Raw genomic sequence first — 25,786 nt, forward strand, 5'->3', positions numbered from 1 at the left:
AAATGCTGAATTGCAAAAAGTTCCAGTTAAAGTAGGCGATTATATTGAGTTAACACATTTAGAAGGTGTGCATAGAGCTACTTTCACAAATGTAGACAACAGTAAACAAGAAAGCTTTGGAAAAAAAGCAATGTATGAAGTCACAAAAGAAGGCTTGAAGAAAGTAGAAAAAATGCCAGAAGCAACAATTTTAGATGGAAATCAATTTGCATGGTCACTAAAAGGAATTAGTGATTTCGAGTTTGCTAAAATCAATTTCAATAAGTCGACAGAAGAAATGCAAGTTGAGTTAAAAACAGGCGTACCACATCATTATTTTAATGAAACATATGCGAGTATTAAAGTACAAAATGCATCAGGGAAAGTAGTATACAAGAAAGACATTTATGGAAACAAACAACAAAATGCTGAATTGCAAAAAGTTCCAGTTAAAGTAGGCGATTATATTGAGTTAACACATTTAGAAGGTGTGCATAGAGCTACTTTCACAAATGTAGACAACAGTAAACAAGAGAGCTTTGGAAAAAAAGCAATGTACGAAGTTACAAAAGAAGGTCTGAAGAAAGTAGAAAAGATGCCAGAAGCAACGGTTTTAGACGGAAATCAATTTGGTTGGTCTTTAAAGGGATATAGTGATAGAGAAATCGCAAAAGTAGATTATAATAGGGTAACAGAGAAAATGCAGGTGAATTTAGAAGCAGGTGTACCACATTCTTATTTTAATAATACGTATGCAAGTATCAAAGTACAGAATTCATCCGGTAGTGTTGTGTACAATAAGGAAATAGTGGGAAATAGACAGCAAACTGCTGAAAGACAAACTGTGCCAGTCAAAGTGGGAGATTATATTGAGTTTACCCATATAGAAGGGGAAGCAGTAAAGGAAAAGACACGGGCTACACTTATTAACCTTGAGAATAATAAACAAGAATATATAGGTAAAAAAAGAACCTATCAAGTTACTTCTACGGGATTAAACAAAATAGATTAACATGAAGAACATTCAAATTATTAGTAAGATGCTAAATAGTCGTTCATTATGAACGGCTATTTGGCTTTTATTTATATAAAAGTGAAATATAATCCAATGTTTAATGATTTATCAGAAGTAAAAAGGTAGGTATTATATAAAAGAAAATGAATAATTTATGCAGAGCTTGTATATGGTATTATTATTTAACTATTCTAAAATCAATTGATAAAAACGCTGGAATGTTTTTTAGAAAACAACTGACTCCATAGGTGGAATTTGGAAGATTAATTCTATTTTGGAGTTTATTTTTATAAGGAAATTCACATACGTGGATTAGTATTAAGATTCAAAATGTAAAATATCTAAAGACCTAAGTACAAGCACACATTTTAAATAAAAAAAGTGAGAAGAATGAATAACATTCTTCTCACTTTTAGCAATTAGGGTCGGCATATACATAAATATGCGTTTGAGTGGAATTTTGGATGAAAAATCCACATGCATAGTATACCAAAATATTTAATTTAAGGCCCTTCGTATGCAATATTGCATACGAAGAGTAGGTGGATATAATAGTTAACTTACTTCTATTAAAAGTAAAATGTGTTTATATTAAAAAAGTTAAAATCCAATTAAAGCTGGTTAAGATCTTAATTCTTCATAGCTACCTAATTAATCAATTCTAGCTACTGAGTAGGAAAGAGTTAATTAATTTGAAAATGATTTGAGTAGGTAAATTCTCCGTTATACTTAATTACTGCAATATATGTCCCTTTAGTATATACATTTGTAATTGGTGTTCTCCAAATTTCTAACCCTTTAGGCGTAGTAATAAATTCTGGTTCAATTGTAATAAAGCGTTGTAAAGTACCGTCAGGGTGAACCTTGAAAATCTTCATTTTGGCACCAAAATGCGCTCTACCAAAACGTTGAGTTAAGTAGAAAGTATCTCCTGTTATGAGGTGTTCAATATTCCAGTCGGGTTGGTATGTACTATTTTCAGCTCCCTATAAATCAAAGGCTACGGGAAATATGGTAATAGCAATTCTCACATTATTGAGGGACTGGAAAAACAACAAAGACGTTCTCAAATGCATGTATAGATATTTATAACAAAGATTCAAAAAAGAATAGGTAATATAGCTATTGGAATAAGATTGTTTTTGTCTATCTCCTGAAAAGGAGGATGGACAAACCATACCAAAGAAACTTGCATTTCATTATCTATAGAAGTGTAATGTCATTAAAGTGAGATAGGATACAGGCTAATATTGAGAAATGTAAAGTTTGTAGAGTTTGAAACAAATTAAAGAAGTAACATAAGGGATTTACGCATATAGTAATGTCGACGGATAAAGTTAACAGAATATTCGTTTTAATAAGATAAAATAATAGTATTTTTATCTTATAATATTGTTACTACGATGAAATAAGGCTAATAATTAGTTAACTTAAAAATTAAATTCAGATAGGAAGAGGATAATGAAGACCAGAGATAATTATAAAATTATTGTGATTGGCGCTGGGACTGCAGGACTATCTTCTACTGCACATTTGTTACGAAATGTATCCCTATTGAAAGAAAGTATAGCTATTATCGATTCATCTAAAAAACATTACTTCCAACCACTATGGAGTTTAGTTGGGGGTGGAATTGTTTCAAAGGAATGTACGATGCGTGATCAAGAATCACTTATTCCAAAAGGAGCAACATGGATTCCAAAAAGTGTCGTTAAGTTGTTCCCAGATGAAAATAAGATACTTTTAGATGATGGAATGCTACTTGAATATGAGATTCTTATTGTAGCAGCCGGTATACAAATAAATTGGGGTGGTATTAAAGGCTTAAAGGAGTCTATTGGGACCAATGGGGTTTGTAGCAATTATTCTTATAAATATGTTGATTCTACTTGGAGAGAAATTGAAAAATTCAAAGGAGGAAATGCGATTTTTACCCACCCCAATACTCCTATTAAATGTGGTGGCGCCCCACAAAAAATTATGTATTTAGCAGAAGAGTATTTTTGTAATGGCGGTTTGAAAAACAGAAGTGAAGTAATGTTTTATTCTGCGAACGCTAACATATTTCAGGTACCGCGTTATGCTGAAACATTAGAACAAGTACTAGAAAGAAAGCAAATTATAACGAACTATAATAAAAACTTAGTAGAAATTATCGCTGAAAAGAGAGAAGCAATTTTTGAAGATACGCAAACACTGAAACGAGAAACAGTACCATATAGTATGATACATGTTGTTCCACCAATGGGGCCACCTAACTTTATTAAAGAAAGTGAGATAAGTGATCATCAGGGGTGGGTAGATATAAGTCCTTATACTTTGCAGCATGTAAAATATAAGAATATTTTTGGACTTGGAGATTGTACCAATTTACCTACATCTAAAACTGGAGCGGCAATTCGAAAACAAATACCTGTCTTAAAACAAAATATTTTGGACGTACTTAATGGAAGAGACTTGCAGGCTAATTATGATGGGTATACATCCTGTCCGATTGTTACAGGATATAAAAGTCTTATACTCGCTGAATTTAACTATGAACATGAGCCTCAAGAAACGTTTCCGTTTAATCAAGCGAAAGAACGGTATAGTATGTTTTTACTTAAAAGGTATATGTTGCCCTATATGTATTGGAATTTAATGTTGAAAGGGATTCTATAAGGAAAGATAGGGAGTTGTTGTAACAACCGAGAAGTAATTTGAAATAAGCATTTGGAGGGAATAGCTATGCTTTTAAAATATTTTTATGATGAAAAATTAGCTCATGCTTCCTATTTAGTTGGTTGTCAGAAGGAAGGCGTAGCAATTGTTATTGATCCCAGCCGCTATATAGAACAATATATAGAATTTGCTAAGAAAGAGGGAATGGAAGTAATTGCTGCGGCTGAGACTCATATTCATGCAGATTTTCTATCTGGGTCTAGAGAACTTTCCCTTCTTTTTAATGCAAATTTATATGTATCAGATGAAGGAGATAGTGATTGGAAATATCAAAATCTTAACGAGGGCCGATACAATTTGGTTAGAGAGGGAACAGAGTTTAAGGTTGGTCATATAAAATTCAATGTCATTCATACTCCAGGGCATACGCCTGAAAGTATTTCCTTTTTAGTAACCGATACAAGTCAAAATAATTATATGAATGATAAACCGATAGGAATATTCACAGGTGATTTTATATTTGTAGGAGATATAGGTAGACCCGATTTATTAGAAATTGCTGTTGGTATTAAAGATACCGCAAAAATAGGAGCGAAACAATTATTTGATTCTATACAAAAAATAAAAATATTCCCCGATTATTTGCAAATATGGCCATCACATGGTGCAGGAAGTGCATGTGGAAAAGCATTAGGAGCAATTCCAACTTCCACATTAGGTTATGAAAAGATGTTTAATTGGGCGTTTCAATGTAATGATGAAGATAATTTTATATCGAATTTATTGACGGGACAGCCAGAGCCTCCAAAGTATTTTCCATTAATGAAGCATTTAAATAAGTATGGTCCACCAACTCGTAAGAAGAGAGAGATTACTGCTATTTATATAATAGAAGAACTTCAAGAAGTGATGAGGGGTGTTCAGCAAATAGTTGATATAAGGGATGTAGAGTGTTTTGCTGCTGGCCACATCGAGAAGTCAATTAACATACCTTATAACAATTCTTTCACAACTTGGTGTGGGGGGATATTAGATTATAAAAAAGAAACTTTAATAATTTTAGATGCGGAAAATGTTAAAGTGGAGGAAGTTATTAGAGACTTTGAGTCCATTGGCTTAGATAATATTATTGCTTTTGCACCTTCAAAGGTAATTCAAAGATTCCATAGTTTAGAGATTTATAAGGAAAAAACATCAAATGAATTATATCCGTTAATAAAAGATGGAAGTGTAAAGGTTATCGATGTGCGTAGTAAAAAAGAGTGGGATGAAGGACATCTTCATGATGCAATACATATCACTTTAGGTAATCTACTTGAACGGATAGATGATGTACCGAAAAATTGTCCAATAGTTTTACAATGTCGAACGGGGTTACGTTCCGCTATAGCAGCTAGCATTTTACAAAAAGCTGATATAAAGAAAGTAGTTAATTTAAAGGGAGGATTTCTTACGTGGAAAAAAGAAGGGCTCCCCTATACAACATGTAATCAAGAAATTTGAAATATATCAAAAGAGTCTAATGGAAAGAAAATAGAATCATTTGAAATAATCTAAGGGGATAAATAATAAAATTCAATTGCTATCAGTATGGGATATATAAACTAAAAATGATTTATTAAAGCAGCATTAAACGATAAAATTAAGCACAAATATGCTGATGTGTATCTATTCTATCAAAGTACATAAAACTAAAATTAAGATATTCGAACGAACTCAAAAAGCCGAAACCCCTTAAATTAGAAACTTGTACTTGATTACCGTAGTTAAATTGTTGCCCTTTTAAAAGAACTGGTTAGAGAAAAAAGAAAAATCTATTGGTTAGCATTTAACCGAAAGATTTTTCTTTGAATTAGCGTCTTTTATATCATAATTATTGAGGAAGGGAAATTCGACTGAGAAATGCTGTCAAATAAAAGAATAGGCTAATCTAATTTCTAATGGTCCCAGTATCTTTTATTTTGACGTGTGTTTTTACAGTTATTTTAGCCTCTGCTAACGCTTGCAACCAATCTCCTTTTAGTTTTTTCCACTCGTTATATTGAAAAGCTCTAGCATATAACGATAATCCGATAGGATCAATTTTCTTCTTTTGTAATTCATACAACATATTTTGTAATTTCTTATTAATTTCTTTTTGAACCTCATTTTCTAAATTATGTATGTTTTTTTTATTATCATAATGCTCCTTAATTAAATGTGCGTTAGTTTTTTCTATTACAGCTACATTAGCGTTTATATCGAAATTAAATACAAACTTTCCTTTTTGAAAATTAACATCTATTTTCCTAGTCGCATTCTGTATTAATATAGAAGTGTTTGGTTTTTGGCTGGATTTTTTAGGTGGAAGCACAAGGTGTAGTATCATCCGGCCTTTATTTTTGGGCTTATTTAAAAGATTGAAGAACTTAACATTTTTTTTAGGGATACGGCTTAAATATTTACCTTGTCGATCTAAAAGTGCAATTCCTACCGTGTCGATTTCATTCTTTGTTTTTTTTATAACTGGAACAGCTTGTGTCATTCCTTCTTCATTTTTTTCTCTCATTAATTGTTGAATCGTGGAAGAAACGGATTGATTATTTTGAATGGAGGATTCGATTACACTACTTATGTAAGATGGTAGTGATGGTTTATCGGGCTTATTAATTGTGAAAATTTCTTCTACAGGTCCATCAACAAGTACTACTTTAGCATTAATGGTAGCGTAAGGATCACGGTAAGAAGAATCAAGCTCCTGCATCCAATTTGCTTCTTGGGCCAATTTTTTCCCAATTAAAATGATTTCAGCTTTTGAGGCTGTCATATAGCCCGTTAACTTCGTATCTATTTTACTGAATCCATTATATACAGTGGATGCCCGCGTCCATTGCTCTATAGTACTTCTTTGCTGTTTATGATGAAAGAGTGGTATGCTTGTGCCCACTTTTATGTCTCCATTAGAAGTTCTATCTAAGGCGATTAACAGGATTAATGAAACCTGTTCAAGAGGGATTCTTTGACTACAACCGATTAAACATACACAACAAGTTACAATCCATATCCATTTTCGAATCAAAGTTGTTTCCTCCTAGTTAACCAAGTGAAAAGAATGCTGTATGCGAAAAAAAAGATTGGTAATAGAATAAAAAAAATGATATTTAAGATATCCATAAGAGAATATATAAACAAATATTGATCCACGTCGGGATTTAGAAAAATAAATAAGCCGACTATTAAAAACATAAAACTAACGAGCACCCAATTGCGAGCATTTTTTTGAAGTAAAATGGTCACAGATTCAAAACTGAAAAATAAATACGGATATATTGTAGTGGAAAATACAATCAAATAGTAAGCGATATATATAATTTCTAATCGTTCTATGAATGAAAAACGAACCCCTTTTAACAAATGAAATACTGGCCAAATTACGTCTTTTATCCCCTCCGGACTAAAGTATATATAAGAAAGAATAGTCACATATAGATAGAAAAACATGGTTCCAGTATTCGCTATTAGTATTCCTTTTATGGCTTTTTGTTTTTTTTGTAAGAACGGATAAATAAAATATGCAATTTCTAAGCCAGCATAAGGGGTAATTGTTTCTTTTGTTGCCTTTATAATAGGGGATATGCCATCTTTAAAAATAGGTAGTAGGTGTAAAGGATTGTAGTTACTCTTTAATGAAAACAGAAGAAATAGTGGCATCCAAGCAGTGAAGAAGAAAACAAGCATAGAATAACTAGTAAGAGCCCTTATCCCACTCAATGATAAAATAATAAAAGGCAATAGTAATAATATGGCGATTTGAAAAGCAGGAGTGGAAGGGAATATCCACACTTTTATAATGTCAGTTGCCTTTAATAAAGTATTAAAACCAGCAAAAAATAGATAAAAGGCATATAAAAGAAGAAAAATTGTTCCTAGCCATTTACCAAAGTATGTTTTTAAAATCTGTGAGAAATTTTTGCTAGGACTTTTTTGTAACATTAATACAATAAATACGCCAATTATAGAAGTAACCATCCATCCCAGAATGATAGAAATCCAGCCATCTGTGCCAGCGGTAGTAGCAAGTGGGCTTGGCATAATTAACATACCTGATGCAAGTTGCAGTGAATGGATGAAAACAATAAATTCAAATAAAGTTATGTTTTGAAATTTAAGATTCCCCATGCGAACCACCTTCTTTTTTCTTTTTTTGTTTCGGCTGTCCTGTACTCGAGCGGGTCGTGATCATGGAAATAGGAAATCTTACAAAAGAATCTTTTAACTCTTGGAGACGAAATGGTGCAATTGGCAATCCATATGGTGAACCATAGGAAGTTAATGAAACAAAATGAGCAAATAAGAGCATTAATCCACTAACAATACCTACAATCCCATAAAAATAGGCTAATAACATCATTGGAAAACGAATAAGCCGAATACAACTTGATAAATCATAATTAGAAACAATAAATGATGCAATGGCGGTAATAGATACGATAATAACCATAACGTTACTCACAAGCCCAGCTTGAACAGCCGCCTGCCCAATTACAATCCCTCCAACAATTCCAATTGTTTGTCCAATTGGTTGTGGTAAGCGAATACCAGCTTCACGTAGCATTTCTAGTGTGATTTCCATTATAAAAGCTTCCAATAAAGGAGAGAAAGGGACTTTAACTCTTGACGTTGCAATAGAAGTGTATAGATCTAAAGGAATGATTTCAAAGTGAAAAGAGACTATAGCAATATAAATTGCGGGTAAAAAAATAGCTATAATAAATCCTGCAAATCGTAATAAGCGAAAAAATGATGCAATGAGCCAATGTATATTATAATCATCTGGAGTCTGAAAAAATCCAATTAAATTCATTGGGACAATCATCGCACCAGGAGATCTATCAATTAACACTGCCACTTTTCCATCAAGTATATGATTAGAAATGGCATCTGGGCGTTCACTTAAATAAGCTTGTGGAAAAGGAGTCCAATTTTGATCCTTTGTAAAATTAGATAGTTCTCCAATGCTCAATACCGCATCCGTTTTAATTTTACAGATTCTAGTTTCTATTTCTTGGACCACATCTTCGTTTGCTACATCCCCTAAGTAAATTAAATAGACTAAAGAAGTAGCGCGTTCTCCAATTTTCATTTTTTTAATTTTCAATTCAGTAGAAGGAATATATCGACGAATTAAGCCTATGTTTTTTGTGGCATTCTCAATAAACCCATCATGTGAGCCTTTAATAGTAACTTCTGAAATGGGTTCTTGAATCGCTCTTTCTGCCCAGCCTTTTGTATTTATTAGAAGGGACCTCTTTTCTCCTTCCATAAACAGTACACATTGTCCCTCAAGTAATCCTTCTTTAATTTCATTCCACGTATATACTATTTTGGTATGAGTAGCAATAATATTAGAATTAAATATTTGACTGTCTTCATTCACTTCTTGTAATAATGGTGTAACAACATTTCCTTTTAATGCAACACCATCTGTAAGGCCTTCAAAATAATATAGTAAAATATTCGTGTTTGTTTTTAATTGCAAAGGATGTTCAATCAAATCTGCACTAATATTAAAGATGTTATCTAATGTATTTTTAAGTTCTTTTAAGTTACTGGTTTGGATTTTTTCAATGGCTTTATCTGTCTTTGTTTCTAGGGTCTTTTCATTTAAGGACAAAATTGACACCTCTTTAATATATAACGATTAGTTGTAGTTATTATTTTTATATGTTTGAATTTTATTCACTAATTTAAACGGATGGAGATCAAGAATAACTAAAATTGAAGTACTATATTATAAATTCAATAATTGAGAGTAAAAAAGTAGATGTAATTTGTGTAGAAATCTAAGTATCAAGATAGAAGTGAAATTTGAATGATTATAATAAAAAAGAACCCTTGATAGGTTCTTTTTAATAGTTGGTAAATATGTTGTCAACAATAGATGGCGATAAAAGTAGTAATTTAGATGTCTTTATGTTACTCAGTTGAATTTTGTAGGAAGAATTATTTTTTCATACCTCAATGCTCAATAAAAAAGGACATTTCATTTATTTGGTTGTTTTAGTGTATTTGAATTTTGCGCGCTAACAAATTTTGTTTAGGGACAAAATGTGAAGTTTTATTCTGAAATAACAGAAAGTTAATGCGGCAAAATTCCTATTGGTAATTTGGATAGGTATCAAATATTTCTTTGGCCTTATTTTCTTGATATGACCGTACGTTTATATGTTTCTAAGGGAAAGAAATATTTTCATTTTTATTACCATCTATTGTTTGATTAAGATGGTAACATGAAAATAAAACGTTTACAACCAGAAAATAAAGAAAAAATATTAAAATGCGACTTTTTTCGACAAATATTCCTATAAAACGTTTTGTAGGAATTAGAAATAACTAAATTAGTAATAATAGCTTAATATATTAAAGTGAAATTCAATGAATAAGAGTCCAAAGGCATGAATTTAAATGATAAAGTTATAATTTTCTTTTTTGAACTGTAAGTGTTTTACAAGTATAGTTAAACTTTAATCCAACTAGCATTTCTTCCTTTTGTCACTAGCTTAATATGGCCAAACAATTGCAAGGAATTTAAAGCCTTACTGATTGTACTCTCTGCTATGTCTGGATATGTGTTACGAATACACTCCTTAGTAAAGGGTTGTTTTTGTTTAAGGATAAAATCCTGAATTCTCTCCACTTTAGTATGCTTACATATAGAATCTAGAACTGTATTATGAAGATCTTTGTACGCCTCTAATATAATAGTTAAAAACGTTTTTAACCAAAAGCTACTATTATGTTCCTCGCAGTACCAATTTACCGAAGATTTATAAATCGAATTGTAATATTCAGATTCATTTTTCTTAATGTATTTATCCAGACATACATATTTTACAAATGTATTTCCACTCTTAATTAATAGCAATTGCATTAACATAAGTGCCAATCTGCCGTTACCCTGATTAAAAGGGACTATGCAATAAAAATTAAATATAAAACGAGCTATTAATAAAAGTGAATGATGGACCTTACTAGAATTTAATGAGTTATATTGATCACATAATTGTTCCATTACTTGTGGAATAAGCTCATGTGGAAGAATGCGGTAACTATTTAAGTGCATTCCGTTTTCAGGAATACCTGGAATAGTAAACGGTTTTTCGCGCCATTTGGCACTGTCAGAGGTAATGTAATGTATTAATTGAAAATGTAATTCCTGTATAGTCTCTGGATTGATTAATAAATCACAGGAATTCTTATGTACAAAAGTAAGTGTTTGATAAAAACAAAAGATAGCATCTTCCGAAATATTTTGAGGTACTATATCATCTAAAATAAGTTCTTTTAATCTTTTATTTGGGACTTTTATATCTTCATAGGTAGTAGTAAAGTTTTTTATGTAATGAAGTGGTATGGTTTTTTCTAAGCTAGTAAATATATCAGGATTTTGTTCCTGATAAGCAGCTAATTTTCCTTTTAATTCACTAATTTCACTAATTATATTTAATAGTCTCCTTTTTAATTCAATATTTTTATACCTGTCATCGAAAAAATTTCTCATTTTTATTCCCCCTGTAACCCCTTAACACGCTGTTACATAAATCTTTCCATTCTAAAGATAGTTTACAACATTATTTTGAAATAACAATATATTTATTTTGATTTTGAACTTATTTTAGAATCAAAATTGTTATTTAAATTTGATTAACGAGTTAGAACTTATAATTAATCATGTTTGAATAAAGAATGAATATACACAGATAGAAAATATAGTTTGACTTAAATTCCTTTTTATGAATTTACGAGGTGAAAATATAATTTTAGAATTATTATTAGTGTAGTTTGCTGTATTATTGCTGGGAATTTACTAGAAAGTAACTAATTTTCACAAATAAAATAAAGAAATCTTAAAGAGGAATCAATAGGATCTAATTTGAATAGGCATAATCCTAACATTAAATGTGCAAATGTACAATAATTAAATGAAAAAAATATAAAAATATCGACTTTTTTCGACAAAATAAATTAAATAGAAAAACAATCTAATGTAAGAAAATTGTTGCTTTAGATGGTCTCTGCATTTCATAAATTAATATTGAAGGAATTATCAAATGATTTTTACGAGTAATAAAAGAGTAGATATATATATTAAATTGTGACAATTATAAAGTTAGTATTCTCCATTTTCATTATTTAATTTAACAAATTTAATAATATTAAGGTGACTTTCTATATTTAATATAAGTATTTGATGGGGTATGCTCATAAAAAGTGTCATTTTCTATATATCCATGTAGCATTTAGTATTTGTATTGCGAAATATTTTGACATAAGTTAATTTAAATATTAGGTACAGAAACATTTTAAGGAAAAGAGTCAGTATAAAAGTACCCTGAAAAACGTTTCACCCTAAAAACGTTTTTCCTCAAGAGATTTTTTCTCAGGAGCACTAAAGTTTTTTAATTTGTTTCTGTGCCTTATTAGATAAAAATAATATAATAAGTTGTTTAGAAAAGGTGAAAATTTCCCCCATTATAAAATGAACCTCATATCACTTAACGTCCGTATGGTCTAGTTAAAGTAGGAATTTAAAGAAAAGGAAAGGGCTAGCTCTAGTTATAATTAGTGCAATAAATAGGGGGCTACTCAAATTTTTTTGTTAGATTTGGTAGGAGTAATATTTACGTTTGTTGGACTAGGTGTATTAAAGTGCGTCCCCTTTTTGATTCAACCGATGAGGCGCTAATCAAGGATTTAATCATCTAGAATTTAGAAAGGTTAAATGTGGAACTGAATTTTCTGCTAAATTAGTAGAGACTAAAAAAATCCCCTTAAATTGAATTATTCACTACTTAACGTCCTGATAGATTGTTTGAAGTGTTAGTAGGCAAATCTAAAAATAAAAAAGGATATTCTACTCTTCTTTTATGTATATAAAACAAAGTGTAAGGTAAGTTCCAGATCCAAAGTGTTTTATTTAATATTCATTCAATCTCATGCGTACTACTTTTATTTTCTTAAGAGCATGTATTTGCGTGGATGCTCTTAAGAGAATAAAATGCCTAAAAAAATAAGTATAAGCATACATTTTAAAAATTGATATATCGTATATTATAAAAAACTCCTTGTTCTTCAAATAACGAACAATACAATGTGAATGAAACTCTCAGAAGAATTTACATATAGAATTCACCTTAACTCAAAAAAACACATTTTATGCAAAATTATATTTGCTGCTATAGAAGGGTGGGGGTTAACATGACCAAAACTTGGTGTAGGTTCGTATTCCTTGTAAAATAAGTGATTCTTTACTGTTTTCTCTAGTTGTATCTATTAATGATTCATCAGGTTTCCTTCCAGTGGAAGGGACATAAGTTGTTACTACCCTTGGAAATATATTAATAAACACCCATTTAAATTTGTCGATATTTCTATTTCCAAATTCTAATGTTTCAATTGGCTTAATTGTATTTTCTCTATCAAAAAATTTTATTATATAAAACCTTTTTGAGAGGTCACTACTATGTTCAATAGTCCAAATTAAATTTTCCATTTTCTTGATTTGCAACAAGTCCATTTCCGAAAATCCTTTCATACATAAATATAGCGAATGTTCCTATTCTATACTATATATTTTGAAATTTAAATAGTTATCTTATACGATGTGATAAAAAGAAGTTAATACTCTAAAATTTATCTTAGAAAAGGACACACCTACGCATACATATGCTATAGGTGTGTCCTTTTTTAGTTGTTTATAAGTTTCCTACAGAGTTATTGAAGTAAAGTTTCAACAGTGTCTCCATAGTGAAGTGAGATTCATTTAAACCGTATATTAAGTTCATATGAATCGAATATTGGAATTTTACAATATGTGTGTAAGGCGTTTCTGGAATTATATTATTTTGAAAATATAAACTTCAATATACCAAAAAGTAAGAATATTAAACCGTAATAATTTTAGAATATACTTCTAATTAAAAGACGTGCGGAAATGCACGGATAATAAAGGAGAATTTCTTATGACAATGTATAAAAGTGAAATGAAAAAGAGTGTAATAACTGAAGAGGATGTAGATATGTTAAAAATAATGGCACATCCAATTCGATTGCAAATTATAAACGAGTTAATTCAGTATAAAAAATGTAATGTTACACAATTGACGAAGCTTTTAAAAATTCCACAATCCACTGTTTCCCAACATTTATCGAAAATGAGGGGTAAGGTGCTAAAGGCTGAAAAAAAGGGTTTAGAGATGTACTATTATATTACTAATCTAAAGGCGAGTCAGATTGTTGGAATTTTAGGTTTGTAAATAAACAAAACTTCACATATTTCATTATAAGTAAAACGCAGAATAATCCCCCACAAATACGTGGGGGATTTCTTTTATGAAAATAATATCAGTCTTTTTGAGTAGTGACACGATGGTCACCATGAACACTATAAGAAGGGCAAGAATGTCACCATGTTCTAATGTGCTAATAAAAGAAAAATTTTGAAAGTGCTAAAACGCTTCATATTTCTCAATATAATTTATGTCGCAAAAATCTTTTAATTTCATCAAAAGCTAAGTGACGATGACCAGCCTGACAATGTTGTTCACCACCAGTTTTCTTAGTGAAAACTACAGAAGTGATGGAGGCTGCATTACATAGCTCCGATTCGATTTGCGGTAATCGGCTAATTGGAACGTACTGATCGTCTTCACCAGCCAGGAGCAATACTTCTTGATTTATGAACTGACCGATTCCTGCCATCGTATGTTTTTCAAAGTTTTTAAGTAAGTTAAATGGCGTTTTTTCACCTGTATTTTCCATACCTTTTTTAACTTTCCAGTTCAGGTCGATGCTGGTGGCCATCATTTGTTTAAACATGGTATTAATTTTGTCAGCTTCATTAGTAGCCAGAAGCATGGTCAATTTATTCCAGATATTATCCGTCATGCGCATCTTGAGTGCATCAAGGCCACTATAAAAAATATTAAAGGCGATGACTTTGTCGATTCGTTTTTCAAAAGCGGCGGCACGCATTGCTAAGTAGCCACCCCAAGAAGCTCCGAGAATACTAACACGGTCAAGTTCGAAATAGTCAATGACTGTGGAAACGGGCTTCTCCCAGTTGTGGATGAATTTTAAGCCGTTTTTCAGTGCTGTTCCTTGTCCAGGTCCATCAAAAACTATAATATTATAATTGATTCCTATGAGGTAGTTCATCATCTTCATCATTTCCTCCATGTAGGAATCGTAGCCTCCAAAGAAAAGTAGTGTATTACATGCGCCTGGTGTCATGAATTTAATTGCAGGAAGATAGGAATCTTCATAAGGAATTTGATAGGTTTCATACTCAAAGTCATGAAAGCCCTTATAAAAAGTTTCACGGTATTTTTGGTACACTTTTTCTTTTTTTGGATTGGATGATTCCATATAAAACTCGGCAGCCTGATAATAAACCGAAGCCAGATCGAAGTCTTTCTGATGCTCCCGCATTGCTGCATATTCTATCCAAGTTTTATACCAGCTGTCCGTGTCTGTAAGTCTTGGGATGATGGCTTGCAAATCCTGATTTGCCCGCTCATCGTCTTGATAGAAATCGTTGAAAAAACGGTTAATTTGCAAATTGAACTGTTCGTTGTTTACATACTGTTTAAACATAAAATCCCTCCTTATATTTGACTACAAGGTAAGGATAAGAGAAGTATATTAAAGAAACAACAAGCAGGAAAGGGTAAGAAGTACGAAATCGAACCATAAGGATATAAATGGTTTGATAAGCAACTTTGGGAAGGAGATTGATTATTAATGGGAGAGGATGTTCGCGTTTATAAAACGAAGAAAAATATTTCTAATACACTTATTACCCTCTTGAACGAAAAAGAGTTTGGGCGAATTACAACTAAAGATATTTGCATACATGCTATGGTGAGTAAGTCCACATTTTACAGCCATTTTGCAGATAAATATGATCTTTTGGAAAAATTAGTGCAAAATTATGTCTGCTGGTTCAAGGAAGAAATTGAATTTCGTTTCGCATTAATAGAGAATGGAAATGTGGCTCAAGCTATTAATATGATAACCGATAAGATCTCAGCGCGAAAAAAAGAGGTTGCAACTTTACTCCATGTACGTGTTCCCTCAGCGGATTTACGTTTAGAATTAGAATCCATTTTATATAATGCCTGCTATTCCTATTTGAAAGAGCAGCAGGTTGAAGTAAGTGTGCCGATTGACTTTGTAGCTCAGTTGTATACAGCAAACGCAATGGTGTCAATTAATTGGTCGCTGAGCAACGATAAAAATCCAGATGTGGTTAAACTAATTGATAATATGCAGGGATATGTTTTTGATCTGATTTTGTCAGGTGGCGAGAGAATGTAATAAATCATGAAACCTGCTTAATAATGTAGTTATCGTGTGGGGTGTGGTTGTAAAAAATTAAGTAATCGATATTTGGATTTTTTGTGAATCTTTATTGGTTTTTTATAAACTCTTTACTACATAATGTTACAAAATAGAATTAATTTGCTTAATTTAGCCCCATATTAGGTTAATAAATAAACTAAATGTGTTTATGTTATTGAACTATTAATATATTAGTAGGTGATTTGTTCGTTTATCCCTATATTGCTATTATATTAGCGTAAACAATATATTGGGGGGACAAGTATGAATTTGAAATTAACATCTAAGTTAGAAAGATTAAGAAAAAGTAAAAAAGGAATTGGTGCTTGTGTTTTAGCTGCAGGGGTGACGGTAATTACAATGATTCCTCAAAGTGCATATGCACATGGGTTTGTTGAAAAGCCGAGTAGTCGTGCTGCTTTATGTAATCAGAATTATGGAGCATTAAATTTAAATTGTGGAAATGTAATGTACGAACCTCAAAGTCTAGAAGCACCTAAAGGATTCCCTGATGGTGGACCGATTGATGGGAAAATTGCTTCGGCAGGAGGATTGTTTGGAGGGATTCTTGACCAACAAACATCAAATCGCTGGTTCAAAAACACAATAAAGGGGGGAGCAAATACATTTACATGGAAATACACAGCGGCACATTCTACAAGTAAATGGCATTATTACATTACAAAAAAGGGATGGGATCCTAATAAACCATTAACACGTGCTGAATTAGAACCAATTGGAACTGTGAATCATGACGGTTCGGCAGCATCAAATAATTTAACACATACAATTAATGTACCAACTGATCGCAATGGTTATCATGTTATTTTAGCTGTATGGGATGTAGCAGATACGTCAAATGCGTTTTATAACGTAATTGATGTGAATTTAGTAAATAATGAAACTCCCGACACAGTAGCTCCAAGTCAACCAACGGGATTAAATGCGTCTAAAGTTTCTGCCAATAGTGTTGAACTAACATGGAAGGCCTCTACTGATAATATAGGCGTAAAAGAATATCAAGTGTTACGTAATGGAGAAGTAATTGGTACGGTACTAGGTACAACTTTTACTGATAAAAAATTAAAAGCAAATACGGAATATACCTATACAATAAAGGCATTAGACGCTGCTGGAAACATATCAAAAGAAAGTGAAAAACTAAAGGCTAAGACAACAAATGAAATTCCAGATAAAGAGGCTCCGACTCAACCAAAAGGATTACATAGTATGGGTACAACAGCGACAACTGTTGATTTGATGTGGGGTGCGTCTGAAGATAATGTAGGTGTTGATCATTATGTTGTATATAGAGAAAGCACTGGGGTTATGAATAAAATTGGGACAGCGGATAATACATCCTTTATGGATAAAGATTTAAAAACTAATACATCGTATAAATATGTAGTGACGGCGGTTGATTTAGCTGGAAATGAGTCTAGTAGAAGTGATGTTTTAACTGTAGCAACAAAACTAGAGGACTCTACTTATGAAAAATGGGATGCAAGAAAAGCATACAATAAAGGTGATAAAGTAGTACATGAGGGAAAAGTGTATGAAGCGATTCAAAGTTATCAAGGGAACGGCGATCCAAATTGGATTTTTGCACTATCGCTTTGGAAGCCAGTTTTAAATAAATGATAAGTGGAAAAGGGTAGTTATCACTTATTCTATGTGCAATACCGGAACAGGGGTGCAATTTTTACTCTTCATCCCAATATATACGAAATGAAATTATTAAAGAACCCCAATGGTATTCCATCAAAAAGGAATTCCATTGGGATTCTTTATTTTTTAATTTGTAATAGCGTATATTTTCACTGTAAATTTGTTAGTGGCACCAAGTGGGCTTGCAATATAATATTTAGTATTCGTATAAGCTTCAGTCCTAGATCCATGTGAAATATTTTTCCAACGAGTAGAATCTGTACCTAGGGAAACGTCAATCATTACATTGAAAGAGATAGAAGAAGGATGATCTTTTTCTGAAGGTTCAATAATCCATTTTAATTCCTTAGTACCTACAGGTAAACTATTAATTTTAAAGTTTTGACTGGATCGATTTTGTTGTCCGGATAAAGGGCTAGATTCGGATGAAGTTTGCGAAATTAATATTTCTTTTTCATTCGAATGTATACCATTTAATTTAATGATACTATCAATTAAACCTGGACCAGGAAAATCAGCTGCGATAATACCAGAATGTTTAATTCCACCTTGTTGCAAGAGTTCGGTCCCAAGTGTATTCATTCCACCATAAAATACTTGACCATTTATATCACGAGGGAAATCTTCCCACGCATTAGTTGTAGCTTTTTGAATCATCTTGGGGTTACTATCAGTATTTCTGCTCTCTTTACCACTTGCAACAAACCAAGGATAAACATTATTTAATAATGCAGCAGCACCACCTGTGCCACTAAAATGGTTAAGATAGATTTTATCATTGTTAAAATTATTATTTGCATTTTGAAGGTGAGTTCTCACCGCATTCCATTTTTCATACATTCCGTCTGGTCCGTTTTCAATTTCAAATGTATCTTGTATATTTAAGCTATCGTAATTAATACCATATTGCTGAGAGGCTGTAAAGTTTTGTAAGATTACAATTTTCCCTCGGATGTCTCCTAGAGTAGGGTTATTTCTTTTTGAAGTTGGTACAGAACTCGGATCCCAAAAATAGGAATAATTAAGGTCTTTGTATTTATTAAGTATTTCCCCGAATGATAGTGAGCCACTTTCAGGAGTAGTTTCTTCTTTTAAGCGCATTAAAATTGTTTCTGTAGGATGATCTTTTAAAAATTGAATTGCCTCTTTTAATACATCTTCAAACATTGCTTTTTGATTTACAATCCCATGGTACATTGCAAAAGAATCTTTTACACGTTTAACACGCATATCTACATATCGAATTCCGGAATTTAATTGTTGTGGTAGACTCATAGTTTGATTTCTTGTCAAATTTTCATCAAGAAAACTTGCTCCATGTAAAGCCATTGTACCGTGAGTCCCTGGAATAGATATTTCACTCAATTTTGTTGAATCTGCTACTTTCGACATCCATGCTGGGTTTTGATAGCCTATATTGGATTCATAGGAATAACCTGGATGACTATCAGCAAAAATAGTAGATGGTGTACTTAAACTTGCTAGTGTGAAACAAGTAAGGATACTAATTTTAAAAAAATTCCTCATTTTTATTTTGTTCATTTTATCTCTCCTGACTTTTAAACAATAGATATAATAAAACAAGATGATTTTTTACTACATCTATTGTTTTCATTCTTAAAGTAATGAATTTTTGTGTTTGAAAAAATCAAAATAGGGTAGGAAGTTATTTGAGATTTTAATAGTTTGTTGTAATAAATTGTATCTAATAGTCAAACCGATTCTTAAAGAATTGAAGCATAGATAGGTAAAAAACAAACTTTCCGCTGTACTGTATACAAACAAAACAGAAGTCTTAAAAAAGACTTCTATTTTGTGACATATAATGAATGATAAGGTGGTTAACAAATCAAGATAATGTGACTGAGTGGTAAAAATCTATTTATAGCTGTTTCAGAATTTTTTATAACAAGGTTACTTATGAAAAATGGGACTCTGTTAGGCTAACAAAAATTAAGAAATTCTACTCATTAAAACTTAAACTAACTACAGTTGCGATAGATTGGGCTGCATGTTCCCAGCTTCCATCTATCACTTTTCCAATCTGTTGACCAAGTGCATTTAAATCATTTGGATTAACTGGAATCCCATTATACGCAGCAAGAATTGATAAAAGTGGAGCAGCAAATGGTGTCCAACCACCTCTATCAATATTAAATACAGGCTTATCTATTACCTTTCCATCTTGCACTGTAAACTCATAATAAAATTGATCATCTGGACGAAAACTTAAATGATGAGAAATTTGTCCCTTAACATATGTTTTACCGCCACCTAAATTTACTACTTCAATTGGTTTTACATTAAATTCATGCTCAAATACTTTAATTTTTTTAACTTCTGGACCATCTAAGGCAGCTTTAACTGCTGTTTCCAAATTATTTTGTGCAAATGGTTGAATACTCATCTGTGTCTCTTCTTGTTGGATAGGAGCCTCTTTTTCAGCAGCAAACACCGATGTACTTGGTAGTGCACCTGTAGCCAATGTAGCTGCAAGTGCTGTCGTCATCATGATTTTTCTTTTCATCTTCATAGTTTTCTTCCTCCCTTAAAGTTATGATATATAATTTTTTAAAGACTGACATGGGGCAATATTTTATTTCATAATGCACGCAAAAAAATAGTTTAAGAATTATGTGAAATTATGTCAGAAAATCAAAGTTAATTATATATGCACTTACAATGATAGCTATCTACACATGTTTTTTCAATTTTCTAACAAATAATACAGTAATACCTTTTCATAAGGCAATTTAGTGTTTCAATTCTCTCTTTGTACGTTTTAAACAAATTAAAATCGTAGTGGTAATAATATATTTGTAATCAAATGTCGTATATACTTCGAGAAAAGTACACAATATTTTTATAAAAAACTATAGGAAATATCATGATATAGTTATCAAACTAAGTAAGATAAATGTTAATATTATGAAGAGATTCCAGTGATCTGCTATAAAATTACTGAAGAATGAGCATGACATCATACACGCATACGATTGAAAAATTTTATAAGTGGCGTATAAAACTATAGCAAATACTACAAATCAATTAAAAAATTTCAGTTATTCTGAATGCGAAGGGCACGTAATATTTATTGTGAACTGTAGTATTGATCAAGATTTTAGGGGGGAATATGAACAAGAAGACTAAAAGAATCATATTAATTATTGGTATATTAGTAGGCATTAGTATCTTTTTATATTTACAAAACAATTTAATAAGTATAACTGAGGTTAAAATAACCTCTAGTAAAATTCCCTCTTCTTTTAAAGGATATAAAATACTACAAATTTCAGATTTACATAATAAAAAATTTGGTGATAATCAAGACGTTTTAATTCAAAAAGTAAAAAGCATAAATCCAGATATTATTGCTATTACGGGTGATTTAATAGACAGTAAATCGTACGATGCAGAAATTAGTATGCAAGTAATACGAGAACTTGTAAAGGAATACCCGGTATATTTTGTGACAGGAAATCATGAAAAATGGTCAGGAAAATATAACAGTTTAGAAAAAAAATTAAAGAAACAGCATGTCACTGTTTTAAGAAATGAACATGTAATAATACAAAAGGGAGGACACGAAATAAACTTGTTAGGAATTGATGATCCGGAATTTAATACTGGAGATATTGATGAAGGAAGTATTGTAAAAGATGCAATTGTAAAAGCAAAAATTGAAACGCAGCCAGATAGGTATAATGTATTATTATCCCATAGGCCTGAATTTTTAGAAGCATATGCTGATGAGCAAGTAGATTTAGTGTTATCGGGTCATGCACATGGGGGACAAGTTCGGTTACCTTTTATCGGGGGATTAGTTGCTCCTAATCAAGGAATACTGCCCAAATATACAGCGGGTTTATATGAACAACAAAATACGTCTATGATAGTTAGTAGAGGATTAGGCAATAGTATCATTCCGCAAAGAGTTTTTAATAGACCTGAGATTGTAGTCGTGCAGTTAAATTAATCTGTACGGCTTTTTTGTTCAGGAGAATAATTTAAAGGTAGTTTTTCTTGAGTACAAGTTTCCATTACAATTTTGTTAAAATTTTTCAACGTTACATAAAGTAACAAAATTTGACCTATTGAGTTTGTTATAGTGTAAATAATCAAAAAACTTAAAAATTAGTCGAGTTAAAATAGTTATTATTAAGAAATATTAAAAATATAAAGGGGTGTACAAATGCATAAAGAATTTGAAATTGAAGAATATACGGCGATTGAGGAGCAAATTCATTATTATAGTACGTCTTTATTAGTAAGTCATCCTGAGCAAATTGTAAAGTATTTAGAAAAACGGTTGGAAAAGTATGCAGAAACGTTACAATATGCACATTTATATCCGGAAACGGTTATATTACCAATACAGCAAATAGTTATCGAATATTCATTAGATGTTGCTAGAATTAGAAGGTATTTAAAGTTAAAAACATAACAAAAATCGAATAATTTACAATGAAACAGAGTCGACTTTAAGAAAAGATATTCTAATGTCGACTCTGTTTCATTGATTTAGTAAATAACAGAAAAAATATATGTTTGAAAAGTTTGACATATAATAATTCGAGAGTAAAATAAAAGTGAGTACTCACTCATTTTAAAGAAAAGGGGGATTTTTAGTGCAGCAACCTTCAATTATTTTACGAGATGTATCAAAAAGTTTTGGGAAAAAAGAAGTTTTGCATAACCTTTCGCTGCAAGTAGAAAAAGCAGAAATTTTTGGCTTGGTTGGACCTTCCGGATCAGGGAAAACAACACTCATTAAAATGATTGCAGGTATTAATGAGTCAACTACAGGGGATGTAATTGTTTTTAATACAAACATGCCTAATCTAAATGAAATGAAAAGAATTGGTTATATGGCTCAGGCTGATGCATTATACGAAGAGCTATCGGCATATGAAAATGCAGATTTTATTGCAACGATGTATGGGTTAAAAGGTAAGCGTAAGAAAGAGAGAATCGTAGAAGTTTTTGAACTTGTGCAATTATCAGAGCATATGAAAAAGCAAGTACAGCATTTTTCAGGTGGAATGAAAAAACGTTTATCATTGGCGATAGCACTCCTTCATGAACCAGAAATATTAATTTTAGATGAGCCAACAGTTGGGATAGATCCTCTACTTCGAAAATCGATTTGGGAGAAGTTTTATGACCTTAAAAAGAAAGGAACAACTATTATTGTAACAACGCACATTATGGATGAAGCTGAGTTTTGCGAACGTCTAGGGCTAATTAGAGAAGGGAATTTAGTTGCGATTGGCACACCGGAGGAATTGAAAAAACAAACATCTTCTGGACGAATTGAAGATGTCTTTATGTTAGAAGGAGTGATTGAATCATGAGAGTTAATGGTGTAGTCATCCGTATCATTCGTCAATTTTTTCGAGATAAGCGTTCTTTAGCAATGATGTTTGGGGCACCAATGTTATTACTTTGGTTATTGTCGCTAGTATTTACACAAAAAGACTATATACCGCATATTGCTGTAGTCGATGTACCTGCTCCTATAGTAAAAGTAATGAAAAATCAAGAAGCATCAATTTATGAATATAGTAAAGACAAAGCAATTTCGGAATTAGAAAAGCAAAAGGTAGATGCAGTAATTCATTTAGAAAATGGAAAAATGAATCTTCTATTAGAAGGCAGTGATTCATCAAAAAACCGTGCGGTACTTCAAGTATTGCAAAAGAGTACAGAGAAGAATGATGTATCAATGATGAAGCATGAAGTGGATTATTTACATGGCTCTAAAGACATTACGATGTTCGATGGGCTTGGTCCCGTATTAATTGGTTTCTTTACATTTTTCTTTGTATTTATATTGTCCGGAGTATCTTTTGTAAGAGAACGTTTAAGTGGTACATTAGAGAGATTATTGTCCACACCAGTGAGAAGATGGGAAATAGTTTTAGGGTATATTATTGGTTTTGGAATCTTTGCATTTATACAATCTATTATAATTGTAAGTTTTTCAGTTTATATTTTAGATTTATATGTAGCTGGCTCAATATGGCTAACGCTACTTATAACATGTATGCTTTCTTTAACTGCACTAACATTAGGCACATTTTTATCGGCATACGCAAATAATGAATTTCAAATGATTCAATTTATACCGCTTGTTATTGTGCCACAAGTTTTCTTTTCTGGGTTGTTTCCAATGGAATCCATGAATACATGGTTACAAATGTTAGGTAAATTATTTCCACTCACATATGGTGCTGACGCTATGAGACAAGTAATGATTCGGAATCAAGGGTTTACAGAGATTGCATTAGATCTTACTGTATTACTACTTTTTTCACTATTATTTGCAGTAGGAAATGTATTTGCATTAAAGAAACATCGCAAAATATAATGATAATAAAAAGGAGCACAATAAATGAAGAAGGATTGGCTGGAAGAATTAGTTGCCGCAACGAATACTGATAAACGTAATGAACGTCAAATGCGTATATTAGAGGCAGCTGTTGATATGTTTGGAGAAAAAGGGTACGCCTCAACTTCAACGAGTGAAATTGCAAAGCGAGCTGGTGTAGCGGAAGGAACAATCTTCCGCTACTATAAAACGAAAAAAGATTTATTGTTTGCAGTCGTGATGCCGACCTTAACAAAGTTCGCTGCACCATTTTTCGTACAAGCCTTTGCAAAAGAAATATTTAAAACAGAGTATGAATCGTATGAAGTGCTTTTAAGAGTAATAATTCAAAATAGATTTGAATTTGCTAAAAAGCACTTTCCAATGATAAAAATATTAATTCAAGAAGTACCATTTCAGCCAGAACTAAAAAGTGAAATACAACAATTAATAGAAACAGAACTGCTTGTACATTTTAAAAAGCTGATTGCTAAGTTTCAAGAAGAAGGGGAAATTATTGAACTTCCGCCTTCTTCTGTATTACGTCTTACTTTATCAGCTGTATTAGGGTTGCTCTTAACGAGGTTTTTATTATTGCCGGAAGAGAAATGGGACGATGAAGTGGAAATTGAAAATACGATTCAATTTATATTGTATGGACTAACGCCACGGAGGTAATGTGATGCGACAATTTGCTAAACCGATAATTGTTGTAAGTAAATGTTTAGAATTTGATGCCTGTCGTTATAATGGAGAGATGGTTCCAGATTTAACAATTCGAAACTTGCAGCCATTTGTTACATTTATACCTGTATGTCCTGAAGTAGAAATTGGTTTAGGGACTCCTCGTGAAACGATACGTATTGTAGAAAAAAATGGAGCGAATAGGCTTGTACAGCCGTCAATACGAGAAGATGTAACTGAAAAAATGAATGAATTTTCAAATACATTTTTACAAACATTACCTGAAGTTGACGGTTTTATTTTGAAGAATCGTTCGCCAAGTTGCGGAACTCGTGATGTGAAAATCTATTCTGGTTTTGAAAAAGGGCCAGTAAAAGGAAAAGGAACTGGATTATTTGGCGGAGCAGTAATAAAAAAATTTTCGCATCTTCCAATTGAAGAAGAAGGTAGATTGTCGAATTTTATTATTAGAGAGCATTTCTTTACAAGATTGTTTACAATCGCGCATTACAAAATGATTAAACATACTAAAAACATAAAAGAACTCGTAGCGTTTCAATCAGATTATAAGTATTTATTTATGGCATATAATCAGGTGAAACAAAAAGAATTAGGGCGTATTATTGCAAATCAAAAAAATGAAACAATGGAAGTCGTATTTGATAACTATGAGAAGACTTTATATGAATTATTTATGCGCGCGCCTCGCTATACATCGAATGTAAATGTATGTGAGCACATTTTCGGATATTTTAAAACAAAGCTAAAAAAACAAGAAAAAGATCATTTTCTAGAACTGATACAAAAATATGCAGAAAAGAAAATACCACTTAGTAGTTTGCTTACAATTTTAAAATCATGGGCCATTCGATTTGATGAAAAGTATTTATTAAGACAAACATATTTTGAGCCATACCCGGAAGGGTTAGTAGAAATTTCTGATTCGGGAAAAGGTAGAGATTATTAAACAATAAATTACATAATTCGACACAAAACCTCCTATGTTGTTGTAGAACAATGTAGGAATT

At 31.7% G+C, this 25,786-nt stretch carries 21 protein-coding genes; 12 read left to right on the forward strand and 9 right to left on the reverse strand.

What is annotated here, in order from left to right:
• Positions 1–991 (forward strand): putative mucin/carbohydrate-binding domain-containing protein (locus MR066_RS00005; protein WP_277928890.1); only part of this gene is annotated, 991 nt, incomplete at its 5' end.
• 686 nt (positions 992–1,677) lie between these two features.
• Here MR066_RS00005 and MR066_RS00010 read toward each other — a convergent pair.
• Complete coding sequence (locus tag MR066_RS00010) at positions 1,678–1,944, reverse strand: DUF5065 family protein (protein WP_087944691.1); 267 nt, start codon at positions 1,942–1,944, stop codon at positions 1,678–1,680.
• 511 nt (positions 1,945–2,455) lie between these two features.
• Between MR066_RS00010 and MR066_RS00015 the strand changes: the two genes are divergently transcribed.
• Both MR066_RS00015 and MR066_RS00020 read left to right on the forward strand, forming a co-directional pair.
• Positions 2,456–3,655 (forward strand): NAD(P)/FAD-dependent oxidoreductase, encoded by a 1,200-nt coding sequence (locus tag MR066_RS00015; RefSeq protein ID WP_215587823.1) that lies wholly within the window; start codon positions 2,456–2,458, stop codon positions 3,653–3,655.
• A gap of 66 nt (positions 3,656–3,721) precedes the next feature.
• A complete protein-coding gene (locus MR066_RS00020) occupies positions 3,722–5,158 on the forward strand; it encodes an MBL fold metallo-hydrolase (protein WP_215587824.1) in 1,437 nt (478 codons plus the stop codon).
• Positions 5,159–5,585: 427 nt separating this feature from the next.
• Here the strand turns inward: MR066_RS00020 and MR066_RS00025 are convergent, their stop codons facing one another.
• From MR066_RS00025 to MR066_RS00045, 5 genes are all read right to left on the reverse strand, one after another.
• Positions 5,586–6,713 carry a Ger(x)C family spore germination protein gene (locus MR066_RS00025; RefSeq protein WP_061676123.1) on the reverse strand — a complete coding sequence of 376 codons (1,128 nt, stop codon included), beginning with the start codon at positions 6,711–6,713 and terminating at the stop codon, positions 5,586–5,588.
• On the reverse strand, positions 6,710–7,813 hold the full coding sequence (locus tag MR066_RS00030) for a GerAB/ArcD/ProY family transporter (protein WP_215587825.1): 1,104 nt from the start codon (positions 7,811–7,813) through the stop codon (positions 6,710–6,712). Before MR066_RS00030 ends, MR066_RS00025 begins: the two co-directional genes overlap by 4 nt.
• Entirely contained in the window at positions 7,800–9,308 is a 1,509-nt protein-coding gene (locus tag MR066_RS00035) for a spore germination protein (RefSeq protein ID WP_242245532.1), read from the reverse strand. The genes MR066_RS00030 and MR066_RS00035 overlap by 14 nt, the downstream gene beginning before the upstream one ends.
• An 843-nt stretch (positions 9,309–10,151) precedes the next feature.
• Positions 10,152–11,195: a Fic family protein gene (locus tag MR066_RS00040; protein ID WP_242245533.1), complete on the reverse strand. Its 1,044-nt coding sequence runs from the start codon at positions 11,193–11,195 to the stop codon at positions 10,152–10,154.
• Positions 11,196–12,887: 1,692 nt separating this feature from the next.
• Positions 12,888–13,211: a hypothetical protein gene (locus tag MR066_RS00045; RefSeq protein ID WP_242245534.1), complete on the reverse strand. Its 324-nt coding sequence runs from the start codon at positions 13,209–13,211 to the stop codon at positions 12,888–12,890.
• A 445-nt stretch (positions 13,212–13,656) separates the two neighbouring features.
• On the opposite strand from MR066_RS00045, the gene MR066_RS00050 reads away from it, so the two are divergent.
• Entirely contained in the window at positions 13,657–13,950 is a 294-nt protein-coding gene (locus MR066_RS00050; RefSeq protein WP_078179149.1) for an ArsR/SmtB family transcription factor, read from the forward strand.
• 211 nt (positions 13,951–14,161) lie between these two features.
• On the opposite strand, the gene MR066_RS00055 is transcribed toward MR066_RS00050, so the two are convergent.
• Positions 14,162–15,289, reverse strand: coding sequence for an alpha/beta hydrolase family protein (locus tag MR066_RS00055; RefSeq protein ID WP_061676120.1), 1,128 nt, complete (start codon positions 15,287–15,289; stop codon positions 14,162–14,164).
• A 147-nt stretch (positions 15,290–15,436) separates the two neighbouring features.
• Here MR066_RS00055 and MR066_RS00060 point away from each other — a divergent pair, with 147 nt between their 5' ends.
• Positions 15,437–16,012: a TetR/AcrR family transcriptional regulator gene (locus MR066_RS00060; RefSeq protein WP_002136431.1), complete on the forward strand. Its 576-nt coding sequence runs from the start codon at positions 15,437–15,439 to the stop codon at positions 16,010–16,012.
• 288 nt (positions 16,013–16,300) lie between these two features.
• Positions 16,301–17,677: a lytic polysaccharide monooxygenase gene (locus MR066_RS00065; RefSeq protein ID WP_242245535.1), complete on the forward strand. Its 1,377-nt coding sequence runs from the start codon at positions 16,301–16,303 to the stop codon at positions 17,675–17,677.
• Between the two features lie 153 nt (positions 17,678–17,830).
• Here MR066_RS00065 and MR066_RS00070 read toward each other — a convergent pair whose 3' ends face one another.
• The gene (locus MR066_RS00070; RefSeq protein ID WP_242245536.1) at positions 17,831–19,246 is read right to left on the reverse strand and encodes a phosphatidylinositol-specific phospholipase C; all 1,416 of its coding nucleotides are present in this window, start codon (positions 19,244–19,246) and stop codon (positions 17,831–17,833) included.
• Positions 19,247–19,667: 421 nt separating this feature from the next.
• Complete coding sequence (locus MR066_RS00075) at positions 19,668–20,237, reverse strand: methyltransferase (protein ID WP_242245537.1); 570 nt, start codon at positions 20,235–20,237, stop codon at positions 19,668–19,670.
• Between the two features lie 600 nt (positions 20,238–20,837).
• On the opposite strand from MR066_RS00075, the gene MR066_RS00080 reads away from it, so the two are divergent.
• The 6 genes from MR066_RS00080 (at position 20,838) to MR066_RS00105 (ending at position 25,725) form a co-directional block, all read left to right on the forward strand.
• Positions 20,838–21,680 (forward strand): metallophosphoesterase, encoded by an 843-nt coding sequence (locus MR066_RS00080; protein WP_113769445.1) that lies wholly within the window; start codon positions 20,838–20,840, stop codon positions 21,678–21,680.
• Between the two features lie 216 nt (positions 21,681–21,896).
• A complete protein-coding gene (locus MR066_RS00085; RefSeq protein WP_061675549.1) occupies positions 21,897–22,148 on the forward strand; it encodes a hypothetical protein in 252 nt (83 codons plus the stop codon).
• Between the two features lie 184 nt (positions 22,149–22,332).
• Positions 22,333–23,058 (forward strand): ABC transporter ATP-binding protein, encoded by a 726-nt coding sequence (locus MR066_RS00090; protein WP_002032219.1) that lies wholly within the window; start codon positions 22,333–22,335, stop codon positions 23,056–23,058.
• The gene (locus MR066_RS00095; RefSeq protein ID WP_242245538.1) at positions 23,055–24,074 is read left to right on the forward strand and encodes an ABC transporter permease; all 1,020 of its coding nucleotides are present in this window, start codon (positions 23,055–23,057) and stop codon (positions 24,072–24,074) included. The genes MR066_RS00090 and MR066_RS00095 overlap by 4 nt, the downstream gene beginning before the upstream one ends.
• 24 nt (positions 24,075–24,098) lie before the next feature.
• Positions 24,099–24,752, forward strand: coding sequence for a TetR/AcrR family transcriptional regulator (locus tag MR066_RS00100; protein WP_002065518.1), 654 nt, complete (start codon positions 24,099–24,101; stop codon positions 24,750–24,752).
• 4 nt (positions 24,753–24,756) lie between these two features.
• The gene (locus MR066_RS00105; RefSeq protein ID WP_242245539.1) at positions 24,757–25,725 is read left to right on the forward strand and encodes a YbgA family protein; all 969 of its coding nucleotides are present in this window, start codon (positions 24,757–24,759) and stop codon (positions 25,723–25,725) included.
• Positions 25,726–25,786 lie beyond the last annotated feature (61 nt).

This window comes from Bacillus cereus group sp. BfR-BA-01523 (assembly GCF_022662615.1).
Classification (GTDB): Bacteria; Bacillota; Bacilli; order Bacillales; family Bacillaceae_G; genus Bacillus_A; species Bacillus_A mycoides.